Raw genomic sequence first — 15096 nt, 5'->3', positions numbered from 1 at the left:
CCACCGGGCAGTTTCGATGGACGGGACAACGACGTGACCGACGCCTTCTACACACCAGATCCGACGAATCCGAACCGGTTCATCTCGACCGAGCTGACCCGCGGTCCATGGTCACCGGATGCCCAGCACGCCGGACCGCCCTCCGCGCTGCTCGGTTACGCGATCGAGCGCTGCGAACCACGGGCCGGATTCCAGATCGGACGTGTCGCAGTGGAGATTCTCGGCCCGGTTCCGTTGGCACCGCTGACGGTGGCGACGCGGGTGGCCCGCCCCGGCCGCAGTGTCGAGCTGATCGAGGCAACCCTGTCCACCGATCGTGGGCCGGTCATGCGAGCGAACGCGTGGCGATTCAAACTCGCCGAGCCGGAACTCGAACTGCCCGAACAGATCCTGCCGAGCGGTGCGCGTCCCGGCCCCGATCAGGGTGCGGCATCCCGGTTTCCATCCGATCAGCCCGTCGGCTTCCACACCGGCATCGACTACCGCTTCGTCGCCGGCTCATTCGACGAGCCGGGCCCCGCGATCTGCTGGATCCGGCTGAAATATCCGATCGTCGCCGGTAGCGCCCCGAGCCCGTTGGAGCGCACACTCGCGGCGGCGGATTCGGGCAATGGGGTCAGCTCGGTGCTGGATTGGTCCCGCTACCTGTTCATCAACACCGATCTCACGGTCACCCTGCACCGGCAACCGGTCGGTGAATGGGTCTGCCTGGACGCCGCCACCTATCCGCAGCCGCACGGCATCGGCCTGGCGGAGTCGGCGCTGTTCGATGAAAAGGGCCCGCTCGGCCGTAGTACCCAAACCCTGTTCCTCGGACCGCGCTAGCTCGACCCCTCGACCTGCGCGGTCGAAGTTTGCGGCCCCATCCAGACGCCTGGCGCGCCGTCGCAGCGGTTGCCCGAGGGACCGGATCAGCGTCGAAGGCGCAGACAACACGGCACAGACTTCGCCCGTAGGTACCACCGGTCGGGCTGTTGCTGAGCGATCGCCGCGTGTGCAACCATCAATGTGATTCGGTCGACCCAAGAACTCTGATGACTGGACACCCGGCAGAAAGCCGCGCACCGCGGACACCGGGCCCGGCGGCCGATACCACTCGCGCAATGGTTTCCGGTCCGGGTCTCGGTGGGTTATGTGCCTTTCTCGGGTGTATTCCGGTCGCACCGCTGTCGGCTCGGGCATACGCGCTAGGACCGTTCCGCGCCTGGTTCCAGTCGATCCGATACGGCGCTCAGTGCGACTTCCCGCGTGACGATCCGAATAAGTTCACCGGGGACTTGCAGCGGGGCGGCCCGGACGCAGGAAGGAGTCAACGGTGTTGAATCCGATGCGCTTCCGACTCACCCCGGACCAACTTGCCGCCGCCTTGTCCATTGCCGGACTGCAGCCGGGGCCCCGGTCCGCGCTGCCGGCAAATACCCCACCGCCCGACTCGGCGGCTCTACGGGACACCGGACTGCTCGAAAAGGACGGCCGGCTCACCGAGGCGGTGACGGGTGCATTGCGGATCGCCGCCGATCCCGCCCACACCGTCGGCATCACCGCCAACCGGGCCGGGCAGGCCAACTGGATAGCCGCGCAGCTGCTCCGCCGGGACGAAGACGACACCTTCGTCATGCAGGCCGGAACCGGCGATGACGGCTTCGACTTCGCCGTCGCGCCCACTCTCACCCAGGCCACCGCGCTGGTGGACGAACTGCTCGATCTCACCTCCTACGGCCCCGGATCCGCATCGCCCCCCATCGACCTCGATCTCATCGCGTTCACAGCCCTGCTCGCCGCCACCGACGCGGCTCAAGCGGCCCGCCTGGCCGCGGTCCTGGGCCGAAAGGTCGCGACCGAACCGCCGGAGCTGCGGGCGCTCGAGTTGGAGGAGCAACTCGCCACAGGGCTTGCCGGCGGCGACACCCGTTGGGCCTTGCCCGCCGCTCAGGGAGCCGCACCGGTGCAACTCGCGGCGGCAGCCGGTCGGATGGCCGAAGGACTGGCCCGGCTGACGTTCCTGGGCCTGGTCCGAGTGGAAGCGCTGGGTAGCTACCGATTCACCGATGCCGGGACTGCGGTGGCACGGTCGTTCAGTCAGCTGTTGACGACCGGGAGCATTGTCGAATTCACCGGTCCGGCAACGGGACGAGCCGCTCTCGCCCATTTCACGGTGTTCCGCTCGACATTCACGACCTGGTTCGTGTTCTGGAGCGGGCTGGCGGTGCGAAACCCGCGCGCGGAATTATTCGAAACCACGACTGAAGCCGCGCTGCGTCTGGTGCGCGACATTCTGGATCCTGCCGCGGTCACGCCGTTCACCGGTGACACACCGACATTCGAGGCAGCCGCCGTACCCGCGGAGGTCGTGCCGGAGGTAGCCGAGCGCAGCGTGGGCCAACCGGCATGGAACCCGACCCACCAGGTGCCCGACGTCGGTATGCCGGCTTGGGCGACGCCCGATCCAACCAGGCCGCCCGTCGCCCGAATCGACCCGCACGTCGAACTCCAGATCCTCGAGCACGCCGGCGACTGGGCGCACATCGCCTGTGACAACGGCTGGACCGCCTGGGTCGACGGCCGCGCGATCGAACCCCTCACCGCCCCTGCCGCAGCACCCTGGAACCCCACCCACTGCGTACCCGAGGGCGGATTGGGTGCATGGGCTTCGCCCGACCCGAGACTCCGCCTCATCGCCCGCATCGATCCCGGCGTCGAACTCCAACTCCTGGAACGCGTCGGGGACTGGGCGCATATCGCCTGTGACAACGGTTGGACCGGCTGGGTCGACGGCCGCGCTATCCAACCCCTGGCATTGCCCGACGCCGCACCTTGGACATCCACCGACAACAGGTACCCGCCGTCAGAACCACCACGTCAACAGCCGGAGGTCGAACCACAAGCTAGGGGCGGGTCGAGATCTGCTGGATGGCCCAGCCGTTACCGTCGGGGTCGTTGAAGAAGCAGAAGCCGACGTTGTCGAGCGGGTCGGGCACCGGGTTCGGATTGGCGCCGAGGACCTGGACATCGCTGACCTCGACACCGCGCTCGACCAATTCGGCGTGCGCCTTGTGAATGTCGGGGACGACGAGTTGTAAGCCCTGAATCGAGCCCGGTTCCATCTTCGGGACCGCGCCACGGCCGAATACGATGGAGCAGCCGGAGCCGGGCGGGGTCAGCTGGACGAGGCGGATGTCATCGCCGAATTCGGTGTCGTGGTCGAGGCCGAAACCCAGCTTGTTCGAGTAGAAGTCCTTGGCTCGGTCGATATCGGATACCGGCACGATCACGACCTCGAGTGTCCAGTTCATGGGAGTTCCAGCCTCATAAGTAGAACAAGGGGTCGTTCGGCGAATGGCGCACCGTCGGCGCCTGCCGCTCCGAGTCCTCGGTGGTATCGGGAGGCGATACAGCTTCGTCGACGGTTTCGGTGTCGGTCGCGGCTGCTGCGTTGACCGAAGGCTCGTCGTCGGGTCCGCTCTCTGTCATGTACGTCTCCCGTCGGGGGTAACGCGGGTGAGTCGCCTGATTGCTCAGCGTATCAACGCGGTTGCCATCGCCATGCGAACTCGCCTGCCCCGGGTGGCGGTCCGGGGAGCGCACCGTCGGCCGACAGTCCGGCGATCAGCATGGCCAGCACGCGCCTGCGCAGTTCCGCGGTGCGCGCCTGGTCCGGCATGGTGATGGCCGCGCACGATTCGAGGACCAGACCAAGGTCATTGGCATTGACGTCCGAGCGCAGCGGACCGGATGCGTGTGCCCGCCGCACCAACTCCTCGGTGACCTCGCCCGAGTGCATGATGTCCGGCAGCATCGACTCGTCCGGGGTGAAGGTGCCCGCCAGATGCACGGTCAGTGAGTGCACGTCGGCGTCGACCACCCGTTCCAGGAATCCGACCAATCCGCGCCAGCCGTCCGAATCCTCCAGTGCGGCATCGGCTTCCGCGTTGTAGCGGCGCAGGCCCTCGTGGCAGAGGGTGCGCAGCAGCACCTCTTTGCTCGGATAGCGGCGGTAGAGGGCGCTGATACCGACGCCCGCGCGTTCGGCGACGGCGGCGATCGGCGCGTTGGCGTCGGCCAGGAAGACCGCGCGGGCGGCCTCCAGAATGAGCCCGTCGTTGCGGGCGGCCTGCGCCTTGCGACCGGGCAGACCCTTGTGAGCTGGGGCGTCGGATGTTTTCGGCATGGGTTCAGATTAGCACTTGAAACGGAATGATCCGTTCTGTTACTGTTCAAACAGAACGAAGCATTCCGTTTCACAAGGAGTAACGATGACCGCCATCACCCCCTTCACCATCAACATCGACCAGGCCGAGCTGGACGACCTGCAGGACCGGCTGGCCCGCACCCGCTGGGCGGATCAGATCCCCGGGTCGGATGACACCTACGGGGTGAGCGTCGATCGCGTGCGGCATCTGGTGAACTACTGGCGCGACGGGTTCGATTGGCGCAAGGTCGAGGCGAAGCTCAATGCGTACCCGCAGTTCACCACCGAGATCGATGGGCACAACATTCACTTCCTGCACGTGAAGTCGCAACAGGACAACAGCTTTCCGCTGATCCTGACCCACGGGTGGCCGGGTACGTTCGTCGAATTCCTCGGCGTCATCGAGCCGTTGAGCACGGCCGGATTCGATCTGGTGATCCCATCGGTGCCGGGCTACGGATTCTCCGGTCCGACAACCGAATCCGGCTGGAACGATCAGCGCATCGCCGAGGCCTGGGCCGAATTGATGCGGCGGCTCGGGTACACCGAGTACGGCGCGGTCGGCAATGACGGCGGCGCGCAGATCTCGCCCGAACTCGGTCGAGTCGCGCCGGACAATGTTGTCGCCATTCAGGTTTCGCAGGTGTATTCGTTCCCGTCCGGCGATCCGTCGGAACTGGCCGACCTCACCGCGGACGAGCAGCAGTCACTGGCGACGCTGGATTGGTTCGTCAAGAACAAGATGGGCTTCAATATCCTGCAGTCGCAGCAGCCGCAGACGCTGGCGCACGCGCTGATGGATTCGCCGACCGGTCTGGTCGGCTGGAACAGCCAGCTGCTCGGCCCGGATCTGGACGACGAATTCGTCCTGACCAATATCGCGATCCATTGGCTCACCGGCACAGCGGGTTCCGCGATCCGGCACTACTTCGAAAAGGCCAAGGCGCAGCAGCCGACCGAGCCGACCACGGTGCCGCTCGCGTTGTCCGGATCGAACGGCGACTTCCACGGGATCCGCCGGTTCGCCGACCGCGATCACACCAACATCGTGTCGTGGCGGACCCACGACGTGTACACCCACTATCTGCACCACGTCGCACCCGCGCTGATGGCCGGTGAGATCACCGAGTTCTTCGCGCAATACCGCTGACCCCCACGAACAGGCCCCGATACCGGTTCGGTGCGGCACCTCGCGTCGTCAGTGAGGTGCCGCACGGACATCGCCGTCGATCGGCGGATCCATCAGATCGAGCGATATGAGATCGACCAAGGAGATTGCCATGACTGCCATCCACCCCTTCACCATCGATATTTCCCAAGCCGCGCTCGACGATATGAACGACCGGCTGCGCCGCACGCTGTGGCCGGACGAGCTGCCGGGTGTCGGTGATTCGTACGGCGTGCCCAAAGATCGGGTTCGCGGCCTCGCCCAGTACTGGCTGGACAAGTTCGACTGGCGGGCGCTCGAGGCGAAGCTGAACTCCTACCCGCAGTTCACCACCGAGATCGATGGCGAGAACATCTACTTTCTGCACATCCGGTCGTCCCGCGAGGATGCGCTGCCGGTGATCCTGACGCACGGCTGGCCGGGCTCGGTGCTCGAATATCTCGACGTCATCGAACTGCTGACGGCACCGGAATCGGCCGATGACCCGGCCTTCCACCTGGTGATCCCGGCCCTGCCCGGTATCGGTTTCGCCGGCCCGACCCGCAGCACCGGCTGGACCATGCGGCGGGTCGCACAGGCCTGGGTCGAGCTGATGGATCGACTCGGATACCAGCGCTTCGGCGCGATCGGCAATGACGGCGGCTCGATGGTTTCACCGGAGATCGGCCGCCTCGTCCCCGACCGGGTGGTGGGTGTGCATGTGACACAACTGTTTTCGTTCCCGTCGGGTGATCCGGCCGAGTTCGAGAACATCTCGCCGGAGGACCTCGCGGCGCTGGAGCACCTGAAGTGGTTCCAGGACAACAAGATGGCCTTCAATCTCTTCTGCGGTCAGCAGCCGCAGACCTTGGCGTATGCGATTTCGGATTCGCCGGTGGGTCTGTTGGGTTGGAACGCACAGCTTTTCGGCGAAAGCCTGGACGCCGAATTCGTGGTCGGCAATGTCGCCCTGTACTGGTTGACCGGTACGGCGGGGTCGTCGGTGCGGTTCTATTACGAGGAGGCGCACAGCACCGAGCGGCCGACCGGGCCGACGACAGCGCCGACCGCACTGGCGATGTTCAAGGGCGATTTCCAGTCGATGCGGCGCTTCGCGGAGCGTGATCACAGCAATATCGTCAGCTGGAACTCCTACGATTGCGGCTCGGTGGTCGGCGGCCCGAACGATGCCGCGGGTCACTTCGCCGCGCATGAGGCGCCCGAGCTGCTGGTGGGTGATATCCGCCGGTTCTTCGCGAAGCTCGGCTGACAGAAACGCTGCTCAACGGCCCGCGTTCCCCTGATGGGAGCGCGGGCCGCGCCGCGTAGACACCCTCTTATGTCCGCGAGACTCACGACCATGGTTCGTCTCACTCTTCGTTGATGTACTGGATTCACCAACAGATCAACAGCTTTCAACGCAAGGAGAGAACAATGCGAATCGCAGTCTTCGGAGCCACCAGCACCGTCGGTCGTCTGGTCGTCGAGCAGGCGCTCGAACAGGGGCACGAGGTCACCGCTTTTACCCGCAATGCGGCCAGCGTCGGTCAGCGGCACGAGCGGCTGCACATCGTGGAAGGCAATGTGCTGGACACGAATTCGGTCGAACAGGCCATCGCCGGTCAGGACGCGGTGCTGATCTCGCTCGGCGCGGGTCGCAAGGGCGTCATCCGGGCCGAGGGCACTCGTGCGGTCATCGAGGCGATGAACCGGACCGGCGTGCAGCGGCTGATCTGCCAGACCACCCTCGGCGTCGGCGACAGCGAGGGCAACCTGAACTTCCTCTGGAAGTACGTGATGTTCGGGATGCTGCTGCGCCAGGCCTACGCCGACCACGTCACGCAGGAAGAATACGTCCGCGCCAGCAACCTCGACTGGACCATCGTCCGCCCGAGCGCCTTCACCGACGGCCCCCGCACCGACACCTTCCGCCGCGGCTTCGGCGCCGAGGAAAAGGGCCTGTCCCTGAAGATCGCCCGCGCCGATATCGCCGCCTTCATGCTCGAACAACTCACCGACCCCACCTACACCCACCGCGCCGCAGGCATCTCCAACTGAGCCGACGATGCCGCCCGAACTCGGCAACGTCCGCTCGACCGGCCCACCCCGGTCCGAAAACCACGCCCCGGTCCGGTGCGTGGGTTTCGGCCGTCGACAACTAGCCGGCGGGGCTCAATGGTGGTTGTGGAGGTTGCCCCAGGTGGGGAATGGGTCGGGGTAGGTGGACCAGGTTGTCGGGCCGGTGGCGAATTCGGCGTCGGTCAAGAGTGCGGCGTCGAGGAGTCGGCGGATGTGGTCGAGGTCGAGTTCGATGCCGATGAAGACGATTTCTTGGCCCGCGGGGACTTCGAGGGCAGACCACCAGGCGGCGGGCTCGAAGGTCAGGTTGGGACCGGCCTGGGACCAGACGGCGGCGAGGTCGGGGCGGGTGGCCAGCCAGCAGAAACCCTTGCTGCGCAACATGCCTCGGAGTTGGGAGAGGGCCTCGGCGAGACGTTCGGGATGGAAGGGGCGCTCGGCGGTGTAGGTGAGGCTGCGGATGCCGTATTCCTCGGTTTCCGGGGTGTGCCCGCCCGCGAGTTCCTCGGCCCAGCCTTCGGCTTCGGCGGCGACGACCGGGTTGTAGCGGCCGGTGGCGAGGACTTCCGCGAGATCCACCGCACCCTTTTCGGTGCGCAGCACATGGGCGCGCGGATTGAGCCGTCGCACCGTCGCTTCCACAGTGCCAACGGCATTCGCGCTCACCAAGTCGGTCTTGTTGATCAGTAGGACATCGGCGAATTCGACCTGATCGACCAGCAAGTCGGCGATGGTGCGCGTATCCCCCTCGCCCGCTTCCAGATTCCGCTCGGCCAGCGCCTGCCCGCGGGCGATCTCGGTGAGGAAGGTGGCGGCGTCCACCACCGTGACCATGGTGTCGAGGCGGGCGATATCGCCGAGCTTGAAGCCGTCCTCGAATTCCCAGTCGAACGTTGCGGCCACCGGCATCGGCTCGGAGATCCCGGTGGATTCGATGACCAGTTGATCGAAGCGGCCCGCCCTGGCGAGCCTGCCGACCGCTTCGATCAGATCCTCGCGCAGGGTGCAGCAGATGCAGCCGTTGGTCAGCTCGACCAGCTTCTCCTCGGTGCGATCGAGATGTCCCTGGCCCGCGACGAGCGCGGCATCGATATTGACCTCGCTCATGTCATTGACGATGACCGCGACACGGCGGCCATCCCGATTGGCCAGGATGTGGTTGAGCAGGGTCGTCTTGCCCGCGCCGAGGAAGCCGGAGAGCACGGTTACTGGTAGCGGGCCGGGGATCAATGAAGTGGTCACACCATTAACGATAATGGTTTTCATTTAGAGGTGGCGCCTCAGGTGGCCGCGGATGTCACCGCCGAGCCGATCGCACGTCGCGCTGCGGCGAACTCCGGGCAGGCACGCAGGTCGTCCGCGGCGGCAATCAGGACGACGCGACGTCGAGACGGCGCGGCGCCACCACCGGCGCGTCCGGATGCCGCCACAGCCCACGCGCCGCCAGTCGCGGCAGTACGCCCTCACCGAACCAGTACGCCTCCTCCAGATGCGGATATCCGGAGAGCACGAACTCATCGATGCCGAGGGCGTGGTATTCGAGGATGCGCGCGGTCACCTCGTCGTGACTGCCGACCAGCGCCGTGCCCGCACCGCCGCGCACCAGTCCGATGCCCGCCCACAGGTTCGGGTAGATCTCCAGCGCGTCGCTGGAGCCCTCGTGCAGCGCGAGCATCCGGCGCTGCCCCTCGGATTCGCTGCGCGCCAAGGATTTCTGGATATCGGCGATGGCCGCGGGATCGAAACCGGCCAGCAGCCGATTCGCCTCGGCCCAGGCCAGTTCCGAGGTATCGCGGGTGATCACATGCAGCCGGATACCGAAACGCACTGTGCGGCTGGCACGTTGGGCCAGTTCGGTGACCCAGGCGATCTTCTCGGCGACCTGTGCGGGCGGCTCACCCCAGGTCAGGTAGACATCGGAGTGTGCGGCCGCGATGGTGCCCGCGATCGGCGACGAGCCGCCGAAGTACACCTCGGGCACCGGGTTCGGCACCTTGGCGAGTTTCGCATCGGCGACGTGGATGTGCTCGCCGGTCAGGCTGACGGTGTCGCCTGCCCAGAGTTTGCGCACCACCTCGAGAAATTCACCGGTGCGCACGTAGCGGGCTTCCTTATCGAGGAAGTCGCCGTAGGCGCGCTGCTCGCCGGACTCACCGCCGGTCACCACATTGATCAACAAGCGGCCACCGGTCTGCCGCTGGAATGTGCTCGCCATCTGCGCGGCCAGCGTCGGCGAGAGGAATCCGGGGCGCAGGGCCACCAGGAACTTCAGGCGCTCGGTGGCCTGGCTGACCATGGCCGTGGTGAGCCACGCGTCCTCGCACCACGCACCGGTCGGCGTCAGGACCGCCTCGAATCCGAGCGACTCGGCGGCCGCGGCGATCTGGCCGAGATAGGCCACGCTCGGCGGACGGTCACCGGCGGAGTGCGTTGCGTTCGCACCGTGACCACCGCCGACGACATTGCGGCTGTCACCGTTGGTTGGCAGAAACCAGTGGAAGGTGAGGGACATTCGAACGATCCAACCCCAGGTGTTCGGATGCGACCAGGGATGCGATCGGTCAGATCGGAATGGGATGGACCGGTCTGAGTAGGGTCTGGGGTGTGAAACTGCTGCCGCTTGTGCCCGACGGGCAGACTCCGGTTCGTGTCCTTACTATCGCCGGAACCGACTCCGGCGGCGGCGCCGGTATTCAGGCCGATTCGCGGACCATGGCACTGTGCGGAGTGCACGCGTGTGTGGCGGTGGCCGCGGTGACGGTGCAGAACTCGGTCGGGGTGAGCGGGTTCCATGAGATTCCGCCGCAGATCGTGGCCGATCAGGTGCGTTCGGTCGTCAGCGATATCGGGGTGGGGGCGGCAAAGACCGGGATGTTGGCCTCGACCGCCATCATCGAATCCGTCGCGGCGGTCTGCCAGGAGGTGGGGATCGGAAGGGACCGGACGCCATTGGTCGTCGACCCCGTCGCGGCGTCCATGCACGGCGATCCGCTGCTGCACGAGGAGGCGCTGGACGCGGTGCGGCATACGCTGATTCCGCTGGCCACGGTGGTGACACCGAATCTCGACGAGGTGCGGCTGATCACCGGTATCGAGGTCACCGATGACAGCTCCGCGCGGCGGGCGGCCGAGGCGCTGCACAAACTCGGGGCGCAGTGGGCGATCGTGAAGGGAGGACATCTGCGGTCCTCCGAGGTCAGCACCGATCTGCTCTTCGATGGCGATCAATTCCTGGAGTTCACCGCACCGCGGATCGGCACCGGAAATGACCACGGCGGTGGTGACACTCTGGCGGCGGCCATCGCGTGCGCGCTCGCCAATGATTACTCGGTCCCCGAAGCTGTCGAGTTCGCCAAGGATTGGACCTACCGGTGTCTGGCCGCATCCTATGATCTCGGTGCAGGTCACGGACCTGTCTCCCCGCTCTGGCGGCTCTCCGCGAGTTAGCCGGACTCCTTCTCGGATTCCGCGTTGCGGCAGGTACCCACGCCGGACGATCGCCGGATCCGCAGCGGCAGCACAATTCTCGAACAACCTGTGAGGGGCGATCGATGACGTGCCGAACACCCTGCGGAACAAGGTATTTCGAAGATTATTGATGACGCGGGTGGTCGCTTCGAAGTAATATTCGGCCGTCTTGCATGTTGTGCCGGTCGACACAGGTGGCGGATATGGGTCTCAGTGGTAAGCGGTTCCTCGATGTGGCCGGGAGCCGGGAAGCGGCCGTAGCGGTCCTGGCAACGATCACCGGGTTGTATTACCTGATCGTTGCGGTCACCAACTGCATCGACACCGACACCAACCGACACGCTGTCGCGGCGGTGCTGTCGATGCAAGCCACGATCCACCACTCCGGTACCGGCTGGCGGGCCATCACCAACGGCACCGTCGCGCTGATCGCCTACATCCTGATCGTGATCTGGGAGTACCTGATCGCCCTCGTACTGCTCGCCGCGGCGACCACGGGCTGGTGGGCACTGATCGGCCGCAGCGCCGCCAGGACGGCGGTGGCAGCGAAGTTGTCGAGCCTCGGCTGGACCATGGCGGTGCTGCTGTTCGCCGGTGGCTTCCTGACCATCGGCGGCGAATGGTTCCGTATGTGGGCGAACAAGCAGGTGAACGCCTCATCGGCGGCGCTGCAGAATTTCCTCCTCGCCGCCGTCGGGCTCATCCTGGTGCATATGTCGAGCCGCTCCGAAACCCGAGTGCAGTCGTAGTCGAAGGCGTTATTCACCGGGTGCGCTCGGCAGAGCCATCCGCTCATGGGGTCATATCGTGCATTCGGTCCGGTGACAGATAGGACCTGTCGTCTCCGCGTTTCGGTGAGCGGGTTCGGGGGCCGAAACTTGTCGGTGGGTGGGTACATACTTGGGGCATCGCAGACACCGTTGGCCTCAACGAAGCGGTTGACGAGAACACTGTGGTTCGAAGTGGCTGCGGAAGCCGACCGCCACTGGCGCGCCCGCGGTCGGCACCACCGGTGGTGGACAACTCAGTGCGAGCTCACTTGCTGGAGAATGCACGGTGCAGTGGGAGATCCGCGTCGATGCTGATGCCGTTCAGCCGGGCGTTGGCCTCGGCCAATGCGGAGATGATCTCGGCCAGGTAGGCGACGAACTTCTCGATCGGCATCGTCGGCACCTGTAGGCGGTTCGCGCCCAGCCACCAGTCGGTGGCCGAGGCCACCGCACCGAAGACGGAATAGTTGACGAGTTCGACACTGGACACCTCGACGGAGGTGTCCTCGAGCAGTCCGGCGAACAGATCGGCCGCCCGCTTGGCCGATTGGCGAGCGGACTGCAGTGCGCGCTCGGAATCGTCGGCGCGCTGCGTGAAGTGGCTGTGCAGCATGAAGCGAAAGACATTCGGATGCTCGGTCACCACGAGCACATATTCGGCCGCGCCGCGTCGGATCACCTCGCGCGCCGAGTCATTGGTCAAGTCGACACTGGAGACAATCCGTTCCCACAGCATGTCGCGGACGCGGTCGACGATGGCGTTGTAGAGGTCGGTCTTATCCTCGAAGTGCCGATACAGCTTGGGCTTCGCCGCCCCGGCCTCCTTGGCGATATCCCCCATGCTGACCTCGGGCCCGAACTTGTCGAGCGCCCGAAACGCCGCATCGACAAACTGCGCCCGAACCTTCTGCCGATGCTCGCGCCACCGCTCGGTCCGAGCATCCACACGTTTAGGTGGCACCTCGCCCACTCCCCGCCCACTACGCATCACAAATCCGACGGTACCAACCCTGCGCCGATCTCGGTCGTAGCACTTCCTGACCAGAGCCAGTCGGTGAATCCGGCGTCCATCGATCGGGTCCAGCCAGCAAACCGATCGTCCAACGAAATCGGTGCGTCAATAGCAGACTCGTCGTCCCGGCATCTGGAGCCGCGCCTCGAACTATTCCCCGCAACCAGCTACAGGCCACACGGATTTGCCGGGGAGGTTCAGCTCGCGGAAATCATGCTCACTACCAACTGACACGTCCGCTGAGCTTGAACGCCATCTCGGCGGCGCCCCGGTCGAGTTATTACGTTGCGTGCGTGTACGCGTTCAACGTATCGCGCATTTCGGCGGCAACAACCGAATCAGGAAAGTGCTTGCCCAGCAAGCTATTCAGCTGATTCAGCCGCTTGCGCACCCACGAAAAATGCGCCGAGATCGGATTGTCCAGAACGGGAGTCACCGCGGCGATGCTGCCATCGAGATCACCCAGTCGTGCGTTCGCGGTCGCCAAGTAGATCTGGCTGAGCATCTCGTCTCCGGGGGAACGTTGAACCTGCCATGCCGCGATGGCGTCCTGGGACGCGCGCACCGACCGGCGCAGCGTCTTCGTGTCCTCAGCCCACATCAACGAGAAACCGCGGTAGTAGATCTGCTTTGCCGGGGTGAAAGTGAACAGACCTGGCACCTCGTCAGGTCCCGCATGGTCGCGCGCACGCTCCGCCCGGTCGAGCAGTTCCGACGCTCGCTCCGAATCGCCCAGATTGGCGACCGACGCGGCGAGCCCGCACAGCAGCCGCGCCTCTGCCGTCCCCGTCGAACCGCCGACGTACCTGAGTCCGTCCGCGGCCGCATCCCTGGCTTGCTCGAAGTCCTTCGTAAACCGGAAGGCGAGAGCCTGAGTGCCGCGCGCCCACGCCCGCAGCTGGTCATGATCAGCGCGGTCGCCCAGTTGGAACGCAGCCTGAGCATGGACGCGAGCGGTATCTGCCTGCCCGAGGTCGAGCGTCAGATACGACAGCACGCCGCATACCCGGCCCAGCGCTACATACAGGTCCCGAATCTCATCAGGGCGGTATGCCCCCAGCTTGATCCGCCGCATCAGCTCGGCCCGGGTCTCGGTCGCCCGCGCCAGCGTCTTGTCATAGGACTCGAATCGTGCATTTTTGGCGATGTGGATGATGCCGTCGTGAACCTGGTCGAGTTGCACGCCGTCGGGGGCGACGAGCAGCGCCTCCGAGTCTCGACGCGCCTGCTCGAGCATCCGCACCGTATCCGCGAACCGGGCGTGCTCACGCTGGTCGGCATCCCATGCGGCCACCAGCGCACCGCCAGCCTCCAACGCCAAGTCGGCTTGTTCCACCCAGCCGCGGTCCTTGGGCCATCGGCGGCCCACTTCGATATTGCACAGCCACGAGTAGTCACAGAACAACGCGGACGCTAATTCACGCAGGCTGAGTCCACGCTCGGTCCGCAACTGCCGGAGCGTGCGTCCGGTGCGTTCAGGTTCCATGCCGAGCAATCGTGTCCCCGCCGCGTCCAATTCACATCCACCCATGTGTTTTCAGATCAGCTTCTGCGACCTGGGAAACAGCGTAGTCGCCCTGGCCTTGTGCCACCCGTGGTCAGCTAAATGTGCGCCCGGAGAGCCGAATCTTCTTCTGCCATCCCAGAGTTCGCCTCCGGGGCCGGGCGCTCCTAGCAGCCGTCGATGATGGAGGTCGGTAGATGCCGAATGGGGAACTTCCGAAGCGGGCCGCCTATGTGGGGCCGCCACGGGCGGTCCACTGCGGTGCGCCGGGTGAGGTGATTGCGCGCTATATCGTCGCGCTGCGCGCCCATGACTGGGCGACCGGGCGGCTCGGCGGTGGGGTGTCGTCTACCCCGACATCGGATGTGACCAACGAATCCGAGGGGACGCGATGAGCCGAAAGCCGTTGTGTACCACGCAAGTACCGGGCAAGGTCGCGTTTTGGCAGCTGGCCGATCGAACTGCCCGGATATTGCGCGTGCAACTCACTAATGAGGCATTCGTGGCCTACCGCATCCCATCTCGGACGGAGCTTCCGGGTGCGCAGCCTGGCACGATCGTGTTCGACGCGTATCCGGACCTGGCCGATGCCCGCGAACTACTTCCGCAACACGGTGATTTGTGGGACGCGGTTCGCGAGGACTATTGGGTCGCCGTGCTCACCATGGCGGATCACCCATCGCCCGGGATCGGCGGGTAGTGCTATGCCCCAAATAGGTTTCGTACGAGGAAATATCGATCCATCGGTGCAAGCATTGCTCAGCGCTTTCAACGAAGAGACTGCCGCCAAACTGGCAGTGGCACCGAAGGAGGGGCGGCCCTGGTTCGTCGATCGCGACGGTGCGGTGCGCACAGTCGGGGAAGACGGTTGGGTAGATGAGTACACCGAGGACGATCCGGCCCTGCCCTCTGGTCCAGGGTCTTCGC

Annotated in this window: 16 protein-coding genes; 9 read left to right on the top strand and 7 right to left on the bottom strand. The window is 65.4% G+C overall.

Going from position 1 to position 15096, the window contains the following annotated elements; genetic code table 11:
• Positions 1-33: 33 nt before the first annotated feature.
• Together ACQP1G_RS03470 and ACQP1G_RS03465 are read left to right on the top strand one after the other, a co-directional pair.
• Positions 34-825 carry a thioesterase family protein gene (locus tag ACQP1G_RS03470; RefSeq protein WP_433198265.1) on the top strand — a complete coding sequence of 264 codons (792 nt, stop codon included), beginning with the start codon at positions 34-36 and terminating at the stop codon, positions 823-825.
• A 490-nt stretch (positions 826-1315) separates the two neighbouring features.
• Positions 1316-2941 (top strand): SH3 domain-containing protein, encoded by a 1626-nt coding sequence (locus ACQP1G_RS03465; RefSeq protein ID WP_433198263.1) that lies wholly within the window; start codon positions 1316-1318, stop codon positions 2939-2941.
• On the opposite strand, the gene ACQP1G_RS03460 is transcribed toward ACQP1G_RS03465, so the two are convergent.
• From ACQP1G_RS03460 to ACQP1G_RS03450, 3 genes are read right to left on the bottom strand one after another with little or no spacing between them, the layout of a single operon-like run.
• Positions 2886-3293: a VOC family protein gene (locus ACQP1G_RS03460; protein ID WP_433198261.1), complete on the bottom strand. Its 408-nt coding sequence runs from the start codon at positions 3291-3293 to the stop codon at positions 2886-2888. The two genes, ACQP1G_RS03465 and ACQP1G_RS03460, sit on opposite strands and share 56 nt — an antisense overlap.
• A 13-nt stretch (positions 3294-3306) precedes the next feature.
• On the bottom strand, positions 3307-3471 hold the full coding sequence (locus ACQP1G_RS03455; RefSeq protein WP_433198259.1) for a hypothetical protein: 165 nt from the start codon (positions 3469-3471) through the stop codon (positions 3307-3309).
• Between the two features lie 52 nt (positions 3472-3523).
• Complete coding sequence (locus ACQP1G_RS03450) at positions 3524-4168, bottom strand: TetR/AcrR family transcriptional regulator (RefSeq protein WP_433198257.1); 645 nt, start codon at positions 4166-4168, stop codon at positions 3524-3526.
• An 85-nt stretch (positions 4169-4253) separates the two neighbouring features.
• On the opposite strand from ACQP1G_RS03450, the gene ACQP1G_RS03445 reads away from it, so the two are divergent.
• The 3 genes from ACQP1G_RS03445 to ACQP1G_RS03435 all read left to right on the top strand — a co-directional run bounded on the left by ACQP1G_RS03445 (position 4254) and on the right by ACQP1G_RS03435 (position 7394).
• Complete coding sequence (locus ACQP1G_RS03445) at positions 4254-5339, top strand: epoxide hydrolase family protein (RefSeq protein ID WP_433198255.1); 1086 nt, start codon at positions 4254-4256, stop codon at positions 5337-5339.
• Between the two features lie 130 nt (positions 5340-5469).
• Entirely contained in the window at positions 5470-6606 is a 1137-nt protein-coding gene (locus ACQP1G_RS03440; protein ID WP_433198253.1) for an epoxide hydrolase family protein, read from the top strand.
• Between the two features lie 164 nt (positions 6607-6770).
• Positions 6771-7394: an NAD(P)-dependent oxidoreductase gene (locus ACQP1G_RS03435; RefSeq protein WP_433198251.1), complete on the top strand. Its 624-nt coding sequence runs from the start codon at positions 6771-6773 to the stop codon at positions 7392-7394.
• Between the two features lie 114 nt (positions 7395-7508).
• Here ACQP1G_RS03435 and ACQP1G_RS03430 read toward each other — a convergent pair whose 3' ends face one another.
• Together ACQP1G_RS03430 and ACQP1G_RS03425 are read right to left on the bottom strand one after the other, a co-directional pair.
• Positions 7509-8657, bottom strand: a complete 1149-nt coding sequence (locus ACQP1G_RS03430; RefSeq protein ID WP_433198249.1) for a GTP-binding protein — start codon at positions 8655-8657, stop codon at positions 7509-7511.
• Positions 8658-8784: 127 nt separating this feature from the next.
• A complete protein-coding gene (locus ACQP1G_RS03425) occupies positions 8785-9927 on the bottom strand; it encodes an LLM class flavin-dependent oxidoreductase (RefSeq protein ID WP_433198247.1) in 1143 nt (380 codons plus the stop codon).
• 92 nt (positions 9928-10019) lie between these two features.
• Between ACQP1G_RS03425 and thiD the strand changes: the two genes are divergently transcribed.
• The gene (gene thiD / locus ACQP1G_RS03420; protein ID WP_433198245.1) at positions 10020-10862 is read left to right on the top strand and encodes a bifunctional hydroxymethylpyrimidine kinase/phosphomethylpyrimidine kinase; all 843 of its coding nucleotides are present in this window, start codon (positions 10020-10022) and stop codon (positions 10860-10862) included.
• Between the two features lie 224 nt (positions 10863-11086).
• The gene (locus ACQP1G_RS03415; protein WP_433198243.1) at positions 11087-11632 is read left to right on the top strand and encodes a DUF2165 domain-containing protein; all 546 of its coding nucleotides are present in this window, start codon (positions 11087-11089) and stop codon (positions 11630-11632) included.
• A gap of 286 nt (positions 11633-11918) precedes the next feature.
• Here ACQP1G_RS03415 and ACQP1G_RS03410 read toward each other — a convergent pair whose 3' ends face one another.
• Both ACQP1G_RS03410 and ACQP1G_RS03405 read right to left on the bottom strand, forming a co-directional pair.
• Positions 11919-12599 (bottom strand): TetR/AcrR family transcriptional regulator, encoded by a 681-nt coding sequence (locus ACQP1G_RS03410; RefSeq protein WP_433198241.1) that lies wholly within the window; start codon positions 12597-12599, stop codon positions 11919-11921.
• 346 nt (positions 12600-12945) lie between these two features.
• Positions 12946-14151, bottom strand: coding sequence for a helix-turn-helix domain-containing protein (locus ACQP1G_RS03405; RefSeq protein WP_433198239.1), 1206 nt, complete (start codon positions 14149-14151; stop codon positions 12946-12948).
• Between the two features lie 215 nt (positions 14152-14366).
• Between ACQP1G_RS03405 and ACQP1G_RS03400 the strand changes: the two genes are divergently transcribed.
• A complete protein-coding gene (locus ACQP1G_RS03400; RefSeq protein WP_433198237.1) occupies positions 14367-14564 on the top strand; it encodes a hypothetical protein in 198 nt (65 codons plus the stop codon).
• The gene (locus ACQP1G_RS03395; RefSeq protein WP_433198235.1) at positions 14561-14869 is read left to right on the top strand and encodes a hypothetical protein; all 309 of its coding nucleotides are present in this window, start codon (positions 14561-14563) and stop codon (positions 14867-14869) included. Before ACQP1G_RS03400 ends, ACQP1G_RS03395 begins: the two co-directional genes overlap by 4 nt.
• Positions 14870-15096 lie beyond the last annotated feature (227 nt).

This window comes from Nocardia sp. CA-107356, assembly GCF_050946365.1.
Classification (GTDB): domain Bacteria; phylum Actinomycetota; class Actinomycetes; order Mycobacteriales; family Mycobacteriaceae; genus Nocardia.
Note: the sequence above shows the minus strand (reverse complement) of the source record. Positions and strands in the feature narration are given on the sequence as shown.

Excerpts from the sequence above, each read along its gene's own strand:
- ACQP1G_RS03460 (WP_433198261.1), bottom strand. The coding sequence starts at position 3,293 with ATGAACTGGACACTCGAGGTCGTGATCGTGCCGGTATCCGATATCGAC.
- ACQP1G_RS03455 (WP_433198259.1), bottom strand. The coding sequence starts at position 3,471 with ATGACAGAGAGCGGACCCGACGACGAGCCTTCGGTCAACGCAGCAGCC.
- ACQP1G_RS03450 (WP_433198257.1), bottom strand. The coding sequence starts at position 4,168 with ATGCCGAAAACATCCGACGCCCCAGCTCACAAGGGTCTGCCCGGTCGC.
- ACQP1G_RS03445 (WP_433198255.1), top strand. The coding sequence starts at position 4,254 with ATGACCGCCATCACCCCCTTCACCATCAACATCGACCAGGCCGAGCTG.
- ACQP1G_RS03440 (WP_433198253.1), top strand. The coding sequence starts at position 5,470 with ATGACTGCCATCCACCCCTTCACCATCGATATTTCCCAAGCCGCGCTC.
- ACQP1G_RS03435 (WP_433198251.1), top strand. The coding sequence starts at position 6,771 with ATGCGAATCGCAGTCTTCGGAGCCACCAGCACCGTCGGTCGTCTGGTC.
- ACQP1G_RS03425 (WP_433198247.1), bottom strand. The coding sequence starts at position 9,927 with ATGTCCCTCACCTTCCACTGGTTTCTGCCAACCAACGGTGACAGCCGC.
- ACQP1G_RS03415 (WP_433198243.1), top strand. The coding sequence starts at position 11,087 with ATGGGTCTCAGTGGTAAGCGGTTCCTCGATGTGGCCGGGAGCCGGGAA.
- ACQP1G_RS03405 (WP_433198239.1), bottom strand. The coding sequence starts at position 14,151 with ATGGAACCTGAACGCACCGGACGCACGCTCCGGCAGTTGCGGACCGAG.
- ACQP1G_RS03400 (WP_433198237.1), top strand. The coding sequence starts at position 14,367 with ATGCCGAATGGGGAACTTCCGAAGCGGGCCGCCTATGTGGGGCCGCCA.
- ACQP1G_RS03395 (WP_433198235.1), top strand. The coding sequence starts at position 14,561 with ATGAGCCGAAAGCCGTTGTGTACCACGCAAGTACCGGGCAAGGTCGCG.